13 protein-coding genes and 1 tRNA gene are annotated in these 15,383 nt (G+C 45.4%); 3 read left to right on the top strand and 11 right to left on the bottom strand.

The features are described from left to right. Window positions 1-19 precede the first annotated feature (19 nt). The 5 genes from BLCOC_RS17760 to BLCOC_RS17780 form a co-directional block, all read right to left on the bottom strand. On the bottom strand, window positions 20-1,192 hold the full coding sequence (locus BLCOC_RS17760) for a SpoIIE family protein phosphatase (protein WP_115622933.1): 1,173 nt from the start codon (window positions 1,190-1,192) through the stop codon (window positions 20-22). Continuing rightward, window positions 1,189-2,916 carry a [Fe-Fe] hydrogenase large subunit C-terminal domain-containing protein gene (locus BLCOC_RS17765; RefSeq protein WP_165907148.1) on the bottom strand — a complete coding sequence of 576 codons (1,728 nt, stop codon included), beginning with the start codon at window positions 2,914-2,916 and terminating at the stop codon, window positions 1,189-1,191. Before BLCOC_RS17765 ends, BLCOC_RS17760 begins: the two co-directional genes overlap by 4 nt. 262 nt (window positions 2,917-3,178) lie before the next feature. Further along, window positions 3,179-3,772, bottom strand: a complete 594-nt coding sequence (locus tag BLCOC_RS17770; protein ID WP_029468589.1) for a TVP38/TMEM64 family protein — start codon at window positions 3,770-3,772, stop codon at window positions 3,179-3,181. Then, a complete protein-coding gene (locus tag BLCOC_RS17775) occupies window positions 3,742-4,833 on the bottom strand; it encodes a glycosyltransferase family 4 protein (protein ID WP_115622935.1) in 1,092 nt (363 codons plus the stop codon). Before BLCOC_RS17775 ends, BLCOC_RS17770 begins: the two co-directional genes overlap by 31 nt. Before the next feature lies 1 nt (window position 4,834). Continuing rightward, a complete protein-coding gene (locus tag BLCOC_RS17780; protein WP_115622936.1) occupies window positions 4,835-6,094 on the bottom strand; it encodes a glycosyltransferase family 4 protein in 1,260 nt (419 codons plus the stop codon). Window positions 6,095-6,235: 141 nt separating this feature from the next. Here BLCOC_RS17780 and BLCOC_RS17785 point away from each other — a divergent pair, with 141 nt between their 5' ends. Further along, window positions 6,236-7,150 carry a DUF5067 domain-containing protein gene (locus BLCOC_RS17785; RefSeq protein ID WP_131918268.1) on the top strand — a complete coding sequence of 305 codons (915 nt, stop codon included), beginning with the start codon at window positions 6,236-6,238 and terminating at the stop codon, window positions 7,148-7,150. A gap of 189 nt (window positions 7,151-7,339) precedes the next feature. On the opposite strand, the gene BLCOC_RS17790 is transcribed toward BLCOC_RS17785, so the two are convergent. After that, a tRNA-Ala gene (locus BLCOC_RS17790) sits at window positions 7,340-7,412 on the bottom strand. Window positions 7,413-7,668: 256 nt separating this feature from the next. Here BLCOC_RS17790 and BLCOC_RS17795 point away from each other — a divergent pair. Together BLCOC_RS17795 and BLCOC_RS17800 are read left to right on the top strand one after the other, a co-directional pair. Continuing rightward, window positions 7,669-8,427 (top strand): TraX family protein, encoded by a 759-nt coding sequence (locus BLCOC_RS17795; RefSeq protein WP_115622938.1) that lies wholly within the window; start codon window positions 7,669-7,671, stop codon window positions 8,425-8,427. Window positions 8,428-8,524: 97 nt separating this feature from the next. Next, window positions 8,525-9,136, top strand: a complete 612-nt coding sequence (locus BLCOC_RS17800; protein WP_115622939.1) for a metal-dependent hydrolase — start codon at window positions 8,525-8,527, stop codon at window positions 9,134-9,136. A gap of 171 nt (window positions 9,137-9,307) precedes the next feature. Here BLCOC_RS17800 and BLCOC_RS17805 read toward each other — a convergent pair whose 3' ends face one another. The 5 genes from BLCOC_RS17805 to argH all read right to left on the bottom strand — a co-directional run bounded on the left by BLCOC_RS17805 (window position 9,308) and on the right by argH (window position 15,348). Next, window positions 9,308-9,742 (bottom strand): GNAT family N-acetyltransferase, encoded by a 435-nt coding sequence (locus tag BLCOC_RS17805; protein WP_115622940.1) that lies wholly within the window; start codon window positions 9,740-9,742, stop codon window positions 9,308-9,310. A gap of 268 nt (window positions 9,743-10,010) precedes the next feature. After that, complete coding sequence (locus BLCOC_RS17810; protein WP_115622941.1) at window positions 10,011-10,685, bottom strand: acyltransferase; 675 nt, start codon at window positions 10,683-10,685, stop codon at window positions 10,011-10,013. A 5-nt stretch (window positions 10,686-10,690) separates the two neighbouring features. Next, a complete protein-coding gene (locus BLCOC_RS17815; RefSeq protein ID WP_115622942.1) occupies window positions 10,691-12,712 on the bottom strand; it encodes a DNA topoisomerase in 2,022 nt (673 codons plus the stop codon). A 58-nt stretch (window positions 12,713-12,770) separates the two neighbouring features. Then, complete coding sequence (asd, locus tag BLCOC_RS17820; protein ID WP_018596390.1) at window positions 12,771-13,856, bottom strand: aspartate-semialdehyde dehydrogenase; 1,086 nt, start codon at window positions 13,854-13,856, stop codon at window positions 12,771-12,773. 112 nt (window positions 13,857-13,968) lie between these two features. Further along, on the bottom strand, window positions 13,969-15,348 hold the full coding sequence (gene argH, locus BLCOC_RS17825) for an argininosuccinate lyase (RefSeq protein ID WP_029468580.1): 1,380 nt from the start codon (window positions 15,346-15,348) through the stop codon (window positions 13,969-13,971). Between the last annotated feature and the right edge of the window lie 35 nt (window positions 15,349-15,383).

The raw sequence follows: 15,383 nt of genomic DNA on the forward strand, positions 1-15,383 counted from the left end.
CTTACAAAGTATCAAATGACTACCATATTTTCATCTTCACTTTTTTCCCCGCCTTCTCCAGACAATCCTTTAAATGGTAGGTCAGACGCAGTTTTTCCCCTGCGTCTATGTGAAGTTCTGTGTTTGCCGGGTTCCTGGCGTTCCCGAAAAAAATGCGGATGTCTGTGGAATTTTCAAAAAGCTCCACCAGAAGCCTTGCGGCCGCATCCTTTTTCCGGCCGAAACCGAGCACTGCCAGCCCGTCTTTTAAATAACGGTTGGCATATATATTCAAACGCCGGATGGTCAGAAGTCCCTCTGTGACCAGATCCACGCCTTTTAAGGCGGACATGGCCGGAACATCATCACATCTGGTGTCTTCAAGCGAAACTAGATTTTCCCCCAGATGATCCGCCACAAATCCTGCTGTGGTCCCTCCGCACACAATGTGCTTTCCGGGTGACTCAAAAAACAGTCTTAAAAACGCCTCATCTTTTTCCATTTGACTGGGCGGCCCTATCATCAGATTCGTAACTGCCCTCTCACATAATTTAATCACCAGAACCGTGATATCATCATCTGTCTCATCTAAATTCAGGTCTACACAAGCACTGGCGATATGGGCTGCCAGCTCCTGAGCTGACATTTCTTTTTTATATTTTTGTTCGCAGAAACGGACTACATCCTCCCGCCCCCATCCTCCGTCTGTCGTCTTTCCCATTCCGGCATTGGTCACGCCGTCTGACATGAGGATGAGCACATCGTCTCTCTGAAGAGTAAGCTCTGCCTCCCGGATCTCTTTTTCCCCGATATAGTGTGAGGTTTCCGAATATCCCACAGACTTTCCATCCCTTAAAAGAATGGCACCGGGATTGTCATACTGAGCCAGATAAGCCTGTCTGCCGCTGATCTTCAGGGCAGTAAAGGTTGAGTACGCCATGTTCCGCACATGACACACCGGAAGTGTTTTGGCAATGGCCTCCACCGCATCATCCAGCGCCAGTTTCTTTATCATCATGGTACAGAGCATTTTTGCCGTGAGTGTTGCCAGTATATTGGCCTTCACCCCGCTGCCCAGGCCGTCTGAAAGGACCAGGACCGTATCCGACCCCTTTTCTTCGGTAATGTAAAAATCTCCACAAAGGGATTCTTTCTTTTTATTCAGGCTCACATGTCCAAAATCCGCAAAAAGGTTGTCAAAATGTATCTTCATAACCATTCCTCCGGATGATCAGTCCCGGACTTTTCCTGTTCTGTGAGGATCGTCTCCTTTAGCTTCTCCACAGCCACCTTGGTGTCGGCTGCTGTCTCCCCTAAAAGCTCCGCGATCTGATGGACAATGCGGAGCTGTTCATCCGCCAGCTTATCCGCCATCTGGGCCGCCATGATCCTGGTGCGGTGCACCTCCTGCTGCTGTGCCACCTCTTTTGTGACATTTTTCATGATGCAGATGATCAGCCCGTTACTCCTATCATACGTAAGGACCCGTTCCAGATAGACCTTGTATTCCTCCACAAAAATCTTATCCTGGGTAAATCCTTTTCCGAATGCCAGCATATTCACAAAGGCGTAATCATCCATAAGCTTTGACACCGGCTGCCCTATAATAGCCTTTTTCCTTCGGATATCGAATAAATCCATGGCCGCTTTGTTAAGCTGCACCACTTCCAGATCTGTATTGACCGTCACCAGCATTCCCGGCATGGAATTGATGATCTTGTTGGCATAACTGGCCTCACGCTCCCTCATATAGGGAATGCACATGGAGATTTCTGCCTTGTTTTGAAAAATAGCTACGGCCTTCTCCCTGCAGGTGTTGTATCCGCAGGCACCGCAGTTTAATTCCTTTTGGTGGGTAGCCTTTCCCATCTTTTTTAAGATCACCTGAAGTTCTTCCTCTGTGGGATTGGGATGGATGACTTCTTTTTCAATAAACTCCCGCTCCAGGTTCATACCCACGGGCAGATTAAAATCGGCTTCATCGTCCGGACGAAACGGGTCTTTCATGGAAGCTTTCATCACATCCATGGAAGCTTTCATTCTGCGGCTCTTGTCTTTCTGGAAGGATGGGCCTCCGATACAGCCTCCTTCACAGATATTAAGCTCCAGGAAACACTTATGTATCTTCCCCTCCCGCAGTTCCTCCAGGACCTGCATACAGTTTTCCACACCATCTATGCTAAGATAGGTATAATCTTCATTTTTTCTGATAATTCTTGTAATGCCGCCGCTCATGGCGCGCATCCTGGAAAGCCTTGGATCTGATACCTCCTGCTTTGGTTCTACCTGGATTTTGTTTTCCTCCAGCCAGGCGTCCAGCTCTTCAAAGGATATGACATAGGCAGAATAATTGTTTTTCTCAGAAATCTCCGCAACCGGAGATATACACGGGCTTATGTATACGGGAATGCAGTCTCTGTTCTTCTCTTTCAGATACTTTGCGTGTGTCTGCATGGGTGATAATACCGGAAGTAAATATTTGGCAAGCTCCGGATATTTGCTCCGCACAAGACGCACAACCGCGGGACATACGGAAGTGATCATCACATCCATCTGCCCTTCCCCAAGTATCCGCTCATATTCCCTTCTCACCAGATAAGTGCCCTCCGCCGCTTCTCTGGCATCTGTAAATCCCAATTTCAGAAATGCTTCGTGAAGTGCCGGAAAACTGCCTGGTCCGTATTTTGCCGCATAGGTGGGATTTACACTTGCCACAAGCTGACATCCCTCGGCGATCATCCTTTTCAGGCTGGGCACATCATTCTTCTCTGCCTTTGCATGCTGGGGACAAATGATCGTACACTTCTCACACAGAATGCAGTCATCCTGCATGATCTGCGCCTGATGGTCCTTGATCCGGATCGCCTTCACAGGACAATGGCGGACACATTTATAACAATTTTTACAGTCTACCGGTTTAAATTTGAGAATCCACATAGTTTCCTTTTCCGTCATTCCGCACAGCATCGTGCAGATTCGTCAATATTACTTAGAATTATCTATTTCATTATACATGAATCATTGGATTTATACAATATTCATTCCTCAATTTTTCTTTTTATTTGTAATTTTCCTACAATAACTGCTCCACACCCCTGCACACTGTATCTTTGTAACTGCTCTGATTCTACATAATATACATAGAAAAAACGCCCTTTCTGCCGCGTTTCAATGCTTTGCAGAAAGGACGTCAGCCCTGTCAAAAGACTGCTTTTAATACTTCCATGATACCGGTCAGTCCCAGACTGTATAAGAGAATGGAGCCGGGCTTTCCCAAAAGGATGATCGCTGTAAATTTCTTCAGTGTCATCCTGGTCAGGCCTGCAATATAGCAGAGCAGGTCATCCGGTGCCACCGGGAGAAAAATTGCTACTGCAAAGGCCTTGTCAAACCCGTTTCCCTTACTCAGCCATCCAATGTATTTGTCATAATTTTTCTCCCCTATCATATTCCGCACAAATGGTCTGCCATACCGTTTGGAGAGCATGAAAGCCAGTATAGAACCAATGCTGATACCAACATAATTATACACAAATCCCCACACAGGCCCGAAGATCAGCACTCCGCCCAGACACCCTATGGCACCCGGAAGTATAGGAATCACCACCTGCACGATCTGGATCAAAACAAACAGGACCGGCGCCCACACACCACAGTTATTGAGGAAGAGTTCCAGGGCCTCTTTAGATACAAAAATCCCGCTTTGTATCCCATAAAAAATGAAAATCCCCATTCCTATCAAACCTGCAATGGTGCATATATTCATGAGAACTGCTGTTCTTTTTGTCTCCATACTCTTCCTCCTTTCCAGTGCGCAGGAGCTGAATGCTTTACCTCCGCTGCCGTTTTTTCATAAAATTCTTTCCACATCTGCCCCACATGCTCCCTGCTGTAAAATTCATGACCTGCAAAGGATGCATGAGCGCTTCTCTGATAAAAATCAGGATCTTCCCTGAGCTGCTTCAGGGTGCTGACAAAAGCATCCATACCGTCTCCCCTGAGTGCATAGTCAAAGAGGATCGGGTCATATATAGGAAGGTTCCGCACCAGAACCGGAACTGCACAGTTCATGGATTCCAATATCGTCATAGGGAATAATTCCTCGTAGGACGGAAGGAACATCACATCCGCCATATTGTAAATCTCATTCATCTTCTCCCTGTCCACGATTCCCAGGAAACGCACATTGGAGGGAAGATGCTTCATCATTTTCTTAATCTCCTCATAGCCGTCTGAAATCCTTCCGAAAGAAAATCCTCCTGCCCAGATAAACATACAATCCGGCATCTTTTTTGCTGCCTCTATAAAATCAACCACACCTTTTCGTTTCTGGAGCTGGCCTACACAAAGTACCGTAAAAGCGTCTTTGCTGATGCGGTATTCCCTGCGGATACGTGCTCTCTCCTCACGGGGAAGGGGATAAAATTCCTCCTCAGACACTACATTCGGTATATAGGTCACCCGCTCTTTTGGAATTCCGTAATGAGCCAGGCGTTCAATAAAATAGGGATTGACCGTCACCAATTTGTCCATCCTCTTATAGAAGGAGAGCATATAGCGGTAGAAGATTTTTTTCATAAACCGTGGAAGATGAATGCTGTTTTCCACTGTCTCCGGAAGAAAATGCACATAACCTACTGTTTTTCCCTGCCGTTTTCTGCGGCCTATACCCAGATAAAATTCCGGATTGATGGAATGATAGTGCGTGATCTCACAGGATCCCTTCGCGTTGTTCAGCACTTCAAACTGCCCTTTCAAAACCTGCCCTGCCAGAGCCACCTGCTCATCATGTGCGGAAAGAACACCTTGTCCCTTTACCATATCTGCCTTTGACATCATATTAATTTTCATCATATTAAGAAGCCCTCCTCATCATACGTTTCATCATGGTACGTCCCCAGGCAGTGCGTTCTGCGCTTCCATATACGGGAATCTGCTCTTTTTCCCGGCAGGCCGCTCTGTAGGCACGCTCCACCATAGTACAGAAATTCCAGGTTGAAAATTCCTCAGCCATTTCTCTTGCCATTACCCCCATCTCCTGTCTTCTTGTGTCATTCTCCAGAAGATAGGAAAGATGCATGTGAAAATACTCATACGTCTCATACTGGAAACCATTGCAGCCATCCGTTATGACACCTTCCAGGCATTCGTCCTTTCTGCAAAGCGCAGGAACACCGCTTGCAAGAGCCTCAATATAGGTAATGCCCTGTGTCTCGCTGTTGGACGCGCATACAAAAACATCGCCTAACTGATAGTAAGCCCACACTTCATCCGGAGCGATCATTCCTGTAAAACGGACATGATCTTCAATCCCCAGACTTATTGACAAATTTTGCAAATCTTCTCTGTTTGGTCCGTCCCCTGCGATCAAAAGAGTCATGTTTTCTGCTCCTTCCTCCAGAAGTCTGGCGAAGTATTCCAGAATTTCCTCCAGATTCTTCTCCTTAGCCAGTCTTCCCACACTGACAAGAACCCTGTTCTGCTCTGGAATGCCTAAAGCTTCTTTTCTCAGGTTCTTTTCTTCCTGCGTCAGCGTTCTTTTGAACTTACTCAGGTCAATGCCGCTTGGGATCACATCCACCTTAGGCTTTACCTCATAGGTGGAAAGGATGTCCTTCACTTTTCCTGTAGGCGCGATCACACGGTCTGTTTTGTTTAGAACCGTTCTGGAAAATTCGGCCACTGCTTTTTTCCCTGCTTTCCGGCCTGCCGTATATCTGCCCAACATCCCCGGAAGATAATGCATATAATCCTCATAAATGGTGTGATATGTGTGAAGAAGCGGGCATCCGCATTTTTTGCTGATCTTAACTGCATACTGAAATGTCATAAATTCACACTGGGAATGGACCACATCCGGCTCCCAGTCGATCAGCTCCCCAACATAGGGATTCCTGTAGGGAAGAACTGCTCTTGCATTGGGATAAATGTATCCCAGATCCATAGATTTCACATAGTATACTTCATTATATTTATAAGAAGCTCCGGTCTCGGAAAGTGTCAGAACTCTCACCTCATGCCCGCGCGCTTCTAATTCTCTTTTCAGATTGAGAACAGAGGTGACTACTCCGTTGACAATAGGTTCGTACCAGTCCGTAGTAATTAATATCTTCATCAAAAGTCCCCCTTTGTTTTCTCTTTGCCTTAGGTTGATCTTATCTTAACTGTTAGACTTAAAGAAATGGTCGGCGGATTTTTAAAAATTTTCTAAAGAAAGTTGTAAGAATTGATTGTGTTCCTGCATAAAGCATCTTTCATGGAATCATTAAAAAAAGTTGACTGGCAGGCCATGGCCGGTTACGTCAAAGACTCTGACTGGAAAGGTGAGGATGAGGACCTGATGGGCGAAGAATCCATGCAGGATTTCTTTACCAATACTCTTGAGAAAATGACCTACACAGTGGGGGAAAGTAAAATCGACGGTGACAATGCAACCGTACCTGTTGATATTAAATACTATGACGGGACAGATTTAATATCACAGATCATGGGGGAATATTTTTCAAAAGCTATGGGGATCGCATTAAGCGGACAAGAAATGTCTGACGAAGAAGCAACCAAAATGTTAGGTGATATGTTTTCTGAAAAGACCCAGGATTTGGAAGATACATATGATGAAATTTCAATAGATTTAAAATGTGTGAAGGAAGATGATAAATGGGTTATATCTGATCTGGATGATAATTTTCTCAACGTAGTAACTTCAAATTTTAACAAAGTAAGCGAAGATATGGCAAATTCTTTTTCCGATGAAAATGGTCAGCCGGCAGAGGAATCCAATGTCCAGTTTTCTCCTGACGACGGAACCATTGATTTTACCTGTGATGATTTTTCAATAAAATATACGAATCATGAACTGTCCTATGACTATGAGGGAAATCAATGCTTACTGGTCTATTTTGACTTTACAAATAATTCATCAGATAATACAAGTGCTTTAGTCACAACCGGTATCACAGCTTACCAAAATGGGGTAGAATGTAATTCCGCATATTATGACTCAAGCGAGAACGAATCCGTATCAAATTATGATAAAAATATTCAGCCCGGAACTACTCTGAACATCGCCCTGGCATTTGAAATCAGCGATTTATCAGATGTTACACTTGATGTATCAGAAGCATTTTCTTTTAGCGGCCAAAAGGACACTATGATTTTAACGCTTCAGTAATTACTAATCTATGAAATAATAATACCGGCTCCTGGCAGCAGCCCGAAGCCGGTCAACATGTCAGCATCTTACTTTTGACTGATATGCTGCTTCCTAAGCAGACAGGGAAAATAACCAATATCTGCTTAGGGGGTATTTTTATTTCTGAACAAAAAAAGTCCCGCTATACAGCGGGTTACAGATCAGATATGGAGCATACGGGATTCGAACCCGTGACCTCCACAATGCCATTGTGGCGCGCTCCCAGCTGCGCTAATGCCCCTTAAGATTTACAACGATGTTATTATAGCATATAGTTATTAAAAATGGAAGTAGAAAAATAAAAAAAATGTCATCAGACATCGCCGAAATGTTACTGTTCATAGTATGCTAAAAGTGTAGTTTTTGTACAGTAACACTGAAATACATTACCCATAAAGATTCAGAGCTGTGTATCTATAAATTGTGAAACATATCTTGCCAAAATACCCGATTCAGTTATATGATAGATAGGAAATACTACATAAAGGAGACACTATATGCCCCAAAAATCATTCCGACCATCCCGCTGGCAGCTTCTGCCCCCTATTTTTTCAGGGTCCACGCTGAAGATCATTGCCATAATCACCATGCTGATCGACCATATTGGTGCCGTCATCCTGGAATACGGATATATACAGGCCTACCAGTTGAATCTGCCTCAGGCCCTATCCTATGAGAACACGCTTCTCATATGGAAAGTTGACTGGGTACTCAGAAAAACAGGCCGCATCGCCTTTCCCATCTTCTGTTTTCTGCTTGTTGAAGGGTTTATCCACACCTCAAACAGAAAGAAGTACGCACTGCGGCTGGCCCTGTTTGCCCTTCTCTCGGAAATCCCCTTTGATTTATGCTTTAACGGCAGTGCCCTTGAATTTTCTTATCAAAATGTAATGGTCACCCTGCTGATCGGTTTCCTTACACTCATGGCCATGGATGAAGCACGCAAAAGGATGCCCGCACTGGCACTTGTGGCTGCCGGAGCCGGTCTTCTGCTTGGATACCTTTTAAAAACAGATTACAGTTATAAGGGTGTCATTCTCATTATCGTACTGTACCTGTTCCAGAGTTATCCCCTGGAAAGGACCATTGCCGGCTGTCTCTCTCTGCTGTGGGAGGCTCCCGCCTGCCTGGCTTTTATCCCCATCAATATGTATAACGGACAGAGAGGCCGAAAGATCAAATACTTTTTCTATCTCTTTTACCCGGTACATTTGATGCTGCTCTTCCTCATACGCTATGCCCTATTGAAATACTGATATCCTTTTCTTTCCACAGTCCCTAAAAGGCCCTTCGGGCTGTGGAGAGGGCATTCATACACGACTTAAATAACAGAAATTAAGAATTGGAGTACATATGACAGGAAAAACACATCTATCTGTGGGCACTGCGGCTGCCGTCTGCGTGACCCAGCCTCAAACCCTCAGCAGTTTATTATTATGTCTGGGCACAGCCGCCATCGGCTCTGTGATCAGCGATATTGACGTAACCACCTCAGAATCCAGGGAACAGTTAAATAAAATCTCCATACTCACCGTACTGGTCATAGCGGCTCTGCTCTTTGCAGAGTGGAAATGGAATGTGGGAATCCGGTACCGTTTTCAAAAAGAGAGTAATCTATACAGACTTGCCGTAAGTTTTATAATATTCCTTGGTGTGTGTACCTTTGGTAAGAACCAGCCTCACAGATCCTTCATGCATTCTCTGCCTGCGCTGGTGATCCTAAACGGTATTGTATATGGAATCTTCCCTGATCTCACCCCTTATTTTTTTACTGCCATGCTCTCCCACATGATGATCGATATGCTCAACTATAAGAATGTGCGTATTTTATACCCCCTCAAATTCGGCATCAGCCTGGACTTGTGCCATGCCAGCGGATTGGTGAGCAGAGCTTTGTTTTACGCAGGTCTGGCGGTTCTCTCTGTCATGGTGCTGCTTCTTTTATATTCCATGTATTTTGTTTAAGAAACAGCATTTGCCTGTGTTCAAGAAGAGCTGACCATTTTTCTCAAATGAACAGCTCTTCTTATTTATGAAATATATCACCTTATAACTTTTTATAAGCTTTATCGAGGTACTGCAAACCCCTTATAAATTTTGTAAGCATGGGCCACAAAAAAATATCAAATGATAATATTATAGCCATTGTATAAAAGCCGTTTTATCTTCGCTGTTATACCCTGCTCTTCTATAAAAATTTAGTGTACTTTCTTTTTTTGAACTGGTCATAAGCATTATTTTATAACAATTATTTTCTGCTGCAATACGCTTCGCATAGTCTAGGCATTGGGTTGCCAATCCCCTATTCCTATTTTTCTCGTCTGTTATTACATTTTCTATAAAAGCGTAGGGCTGTTGGTTATGTGTAAGATTGGGAATGATAACGCATACGCACGATGAAACAATTTCATTATCTTCCTCTGCCACTATAATATGATGATTTTTATCTTCCGTAACCTGTTTCCATAATTGCTTTAACTCACAACTATCTTCTGAAAACGAATTATTATGTAACTGCGTATAAAGCTTTAACAATGCTTTTAAATCATCTATGCCTGCCTCTCTTATCACTTTTATTACCTCCATCAGCTTATGACTCTGCCTAAAGAAATTCGTTCTTATTCAATAATTTCATACCTATTATGTTGTTGCTATTCACTGCTCTGCAAAAAACGCAGTTCTGTGAACAGCAACACACTTGGCGATGCACAGTTACAGAGCATTCTGCTCTATATCGCGCTAGCTGCCTCGGGATTTCTTTCTAATAGTAAGCTTTATGGAAAGGGTACTATTTATATACCCCCATGGAGTATGAGTGTCAAAAAAATTCTCTTATAATCTATCCTTCTATTTTTTCAACCACTTCATTCTTATTCTTATAAATACTGTCTGCCGGAACCACCCCCCTCACTGAGGACAGGGGATAAATGTTGCTGTGGCTTCCAATCACAGTTCCCGGATTCAGCACAGAGCCGCATCCCACTTCCACTTCATCACCCAGCATGGCGCCGAATTTTTTCAGACCTGTCTCGATCTTCTTTGCAGCACCCTTCACAACCACCAGCTTTTTATCGGATTTTACATTGGATGTGATGGAACCTGCTCCCATATGAGACTTAAATCCAAGAATGGAATCACCCACATAATTGTAGTGCGGAACCTGCACTTTGTTAAACAGGATCACATTTTTCAGCTCAGTGGAATTTCCCACAACAGCCCCTTCTCCAACCAGTGCATTGCCGCGGATAAAGGCACAGTGGCGGACTTCCGCGTCTTTGCCGATAATAGCGGGGCCGTTGATGAATGCTGTGGGGGCAACCTTTGCGGACTTGGCGATCCACACATTCTTCCCTCTTTTCTCGTACTCTTCCTCACAAAGCGTATTGCCCAATTTCAGAATAAATTCACTGATGAGAGGAAGCACCTCCCAGGGATAAGTCTTGCTTTCCAGAAGTTCTTTCGCCATTGTCTGATTCAAATCGCTGTATAATTCACTGATCTTAAGCTGTTCCATTTACTTTACCTCTTTCCGCCGGATTTTCCGGCTTTTTTATAGTATACGGCCGCTGCGTCAAAAAATTGTTTCAGGGCCAGTTGATTCCTGAGTCCTAATACGCCCTGGGTTCTGCTTCTTACAAAGTTCTCCAGCTTTTCCATGTATTCGTCCGGGGTTATTTCCCCCTCAGCCACATAAGTCAGGCCTTTTTCCCAGCTTGCGGTAAGCTCCGGGTTCAGTAAAGAGCGTATGGAGGCATTGACCACGTCAAATATCATCTCTCCAAGCAGAGTGGGTGTGACAACCTGCGTTTTCTTATTCAGCGCCAGATATTTGATGGTCATGAGCTTTTTCAGGATTTCTGCCCTGGTGGCACTGGTGCCGATGCCGCTTCCCTTTATCTGTGCCCTCAGTTCCTCATCCTCTATAAGCTGTCCCGCATTCTCCATGGCCAGGATCATGGAACCTGAGGTATAACGCTTGGGCGGGGATGTCTCCCCCTCTTTTATCTGGAAATCTGTGATATCCAGCTCACTGCCTTTTTTGATGGTCTGGAGTATCTCAAGAAAACTGGTATCCTCTGTCTGTTCCCCTTCCTCCTGGGCACTCTCTTCCTTCTTTTTTGCAAAAGAATTCTGTACCACCTTCAGATATCCCTCTGAAACCAGGATCTTAAAGGAAGAAAACAGTCTCTCCTTCTCAATGACAGATACAATACTCACCTTCTGATACACAGCAGGCGGATAAAAGATGCTTAAAAATCTGCGCACCACTGTCTCATAGACCTTTGCCGCAGAAGGATGCAGACTGCCCAAAGCTCCCATTCCCTGTCCTGTGGGAATAATGGCATAATGGTCTGTGATCTGCTTGTCATTCACATATCTTGTCTTTGCCAGATTCTTATAACTGCCTTCTGCCAGGATTTCTTCGGCAAAACCCTTCCCATGCACATACCCCCGCAGGCCTCCGATATTTTTATGTATTTCTTTTGCCACTGCTGTGGACAACACACGGGCATCCGTTCTGGGATAGGTGACCAATTTTTTCTCATACAGTTCCTGTACGATCTTCAGAGTCTCATCCGGACTGATCTTGAACATACGGGAACATTCGTTCTGAAGCTCTGCCAGGTTAAAGAGAAGAGGCGGGTTTTTATTCTCCTTTTTCTTCTCTATCTTCTCCACCACAGCCTTGTATGGGGGATGAGCGGACAGGATGGCTTTCAGCTCCTCCGCGTGTTTTTTCTCTTTAAATCCATTTTCCTTATAGAGATAAGGAGACTGAAAATACCGGCTGCCCTCCACGGCACGCCACTCCTCGTCAAAGGGGTGTCCGCCTGCCAAGAAACTGCCCAGCACACGGTAAAACGGAGTCTTTACAAATTCCCGGATTTCCCGTTCTCTGCGCACCACCATGCCCAGAACACAGGTCATGACACGGCCTACGGATATGGCCTGGTACTTGCTGCCCAGATAATTGGATATGGCATTTCCGTATTTTAACGAGAGAAGCCGGGAAAAATTAATGCCCATCAGATAGTCTTCCTTGGCCCGCAGATAAGCGGACGCGGACAGGTTATCATAGGCCGTGATATCTTTTGCCTCCCGGATTCCCCGGAGTATCTCTTCCTCTGTCTGGGAATCGATCCACACCCTCTTCTGTTCCTTGTCTTTTACCTCTGCCATCATGGCAACCAGGCGGTAGATATACTCTCCCTCCCGTCCGGAGTCGGTACAGACATAAATGGTGGATACATCCTCCCGGTTTAAAAGTCCGCTCACGATCTGAAACTGTTTGGATACGGACGGTATGACTTCGTATTTAAATTCTTCAGGCAGAAAAGGCAGGGTCTCCAGACTCCACTTTTTATATTTCACGTCGTATTTTTCCGGGTAGCTCATGGTGACCAGATGGCCTACACACCAGGTGACAATGGTATTCTCTGATTCCAGATATCCGTCATGACGGGAGGCCTGGACCTTGAGAGCTTTGGCAAACTCCTGTGCCACACTGGGCTTTTCTGCGATAAATAAAGATTTACTCATAAAAGCTCCTCTTCCATGCAATCAGACCGGAGGGAGCTCCCCGGTCTGACTTTAAGTTTTATTTTTTTGTGATAAAGCCTTTGGCTTTCAGTGTCTCTGCACAAAGGACAGCACCGCCGGCAGCGCCGCGCACGGTGTTGTGAGAAAGGCCGATGAACTTGTAGTCATATACACTGTCCTCTCTCAGACGCCCCACTGTCACACCCATTCCGTTCTCATAATCAACATCCAGGGTAACCTGGGGACGGTTGTCTTCTTCCATATAACGGATAAACTGCTTCGGAGCGCTTGGCAGGTCTAATTCCTGGGGAGCACCCTTGAAATTCACCATTTTTTCGATCAACTGCTCTTTTGTCGGATTCTTTCTGAATTTTACAAATACGGCTGCTGTATGTCCGTTCAGTACCGGAACACGCACACACTGTGTAGTGATGACAGGCTCTGCCGCCTTCTCGATCACGCCGTCTTTGATCTCGCCCCAGAGGCGAAGAGGTTCCTGCTCGCTTTTCTCTTCCTCACCGCCGATGAAGGGGATCACATTTCCTTCCATTTCCGGCCAGTCTTTGAAGGTCTTGCCTGCTCCGGAGATTGCCTGGTAAGTGGTTGCCACTACTTCGTATGGCTCAAATTCTCTCCATGCTGTGAGTACCGGCGCATAACTCTGAATGGAACAGTTGGGTTTTACGGCAATGAAGCCTCTTGTGGTTCCCAGACGTTTTTTCTGGAATTCAATGACATCAAAGTGCTCCGGGTTGATCTCCGGCACTACCATAGGAACATCCGGTGTCCAGCGGTGTGCGCTGTTGTTGGACACAACCGGTGTCTCTGTCTTTGCGTAAGCTTCCTCAATGGCTTTGATCTCCTCTTTGCTCATATCAACAGCAGAGAATACAAAATCAACTGTGGATGCCACTTTCTCCACCTCGGATACATTCATGACTTCCAGCTTTTTCACAGCTTCCGGCATGGGAGTATCCATTTTCCAGCGTCCGCCTACGGCTTCCTCATATGTTTTGCCTGCGCTTCTCGCACTGGCTGCCACAGTTACCACCTCGAACCATGGATGATTTTCAAGCAGAGAGATAAATCTCTGTCCCACCATTCCTGTTGCACCTAATATACCAACTCTTAATTTCTCACTCATACGGCAATTCTCCTCGTCTATGTATTCTGTGCGGAAGGTTTGTTCTCCCTGTGCGCACATTTGTTTTTCCTAAACAATACTATAACAAATCCAGGAAAAAAGCAAGCATTTTTTAGTTTTCTTCCAGATATTTTTTGTGCAGTGCCAGAACCTGCTTCATGGCAGCCTCACCCGGAGCACCAATGGTATTTCTCTTTTCCACACAGTTTTTCATACTGATAGCCTCATAGATATCCTCTTTGAATACCGGGCTGATCTCCTGATACTCTTCCAGGCTCATCTCATCCAGGGAGATATTTTTCTCAATGCAGGCAAGCACCAGACGTCCCACAATGCCGTGCGCATCCCTGAAGGGCACACCATTGTTCACCAGGTAGTCTGCCGCGTCTGTTGCATTGGTAAAACCATTCTTGGCGCTCTTTTCCATATTATCTTTACAGAAGGACATGGTGGCGATCATGCCGTTAAACAGGGCAATACAGCCTTTTACCGTATCAATAGCATCAAAGGTGAATTCCTTGTCTTCCTGCATATCTTTATTATACGCCAGAGGAATGCCTTTCATGGTAGTCAGGATAGACATCAGCGCGCCATAGACACGGCCTGTCTTTCCACGTACCAATTCGGCAATATCCGGATTTTTCTTCTGGGGCATGATACTGCTGCCCGTGCTGTAGCCGTCGTCGATCTCCACAAAACGGTATTCATTGGAATTCCAGAGGATGATCTCTTCACAGAAACGGCTCAGGTGCATCATAATGGTGGACAGGCCTGACAAAAGCTCGATCAGGTAATCCCTGTCAGCTACGGAATCCATACTGTTTAAGGTGGGTCCGTCAAATCCCAGTGCCTCTGCCGTAAACTCCCTGTCAAGAGGATACGTGGTTCCCGCCAGGGCACCGCTTCCGAGAGGACATAGGTTCAGTCGTTTTTTCGCATCTGCCATACGACTCCTGTCGCGTTTGAACATCTCGAAATACGCGCCGAAATGGTGTGCCAGTGTCACAGGCTGCGCTTTCTGCAGATGGGTAAATCCCGGCATGTAGGTATGTACATTCTCATCCATGACCTTATAGACAGACTCCAGTAATTCTTTTAAAAGGATGTCGATCTCTCCGATCTCGTCCCTCACATACATCTTCATATCAAGAGCCACCTGGTCGTTGCGGCTCCTGCCTGTGTGCAGCTTTTTGCCCACATCCCCGCAGCGGTCGATCAGGTTCGCCTCCACAAAGCTGTGGATGTCTTCATACTCCGGGGAAAAGGCAAGCTTCCCGCTTTCAATATCCCCCAGGATCCCTTTCAGGCCTTCCAGGATCGCCTCTCTCTCTTCCTCTGTGATAATGCCCTGCTTTGCCAGCATTGCAGCATGGGCCATACTTCCTGTAATATCCTGTTTGTAGAGCTTATTGTCAAAACTCAATGACGCGTTAAAATTATATACCAGTTGGTCCGTCTCCTTGGTGAAACGTCCTCCCCATAACTGAGCCATCTTCTGTACCTCACTTTTTTATAATTGATTTTCTT

Origin of the sequence: Blautia coccoides, from assembly GCF_034355335.1 — a bacterium.
In the GTDB taxonomy this organism is placed as follows: Bacteria; Bacillota; Clostridia; order Lachnospirales; family Lachnospiraceae; genus Blautia; species Blautia producta.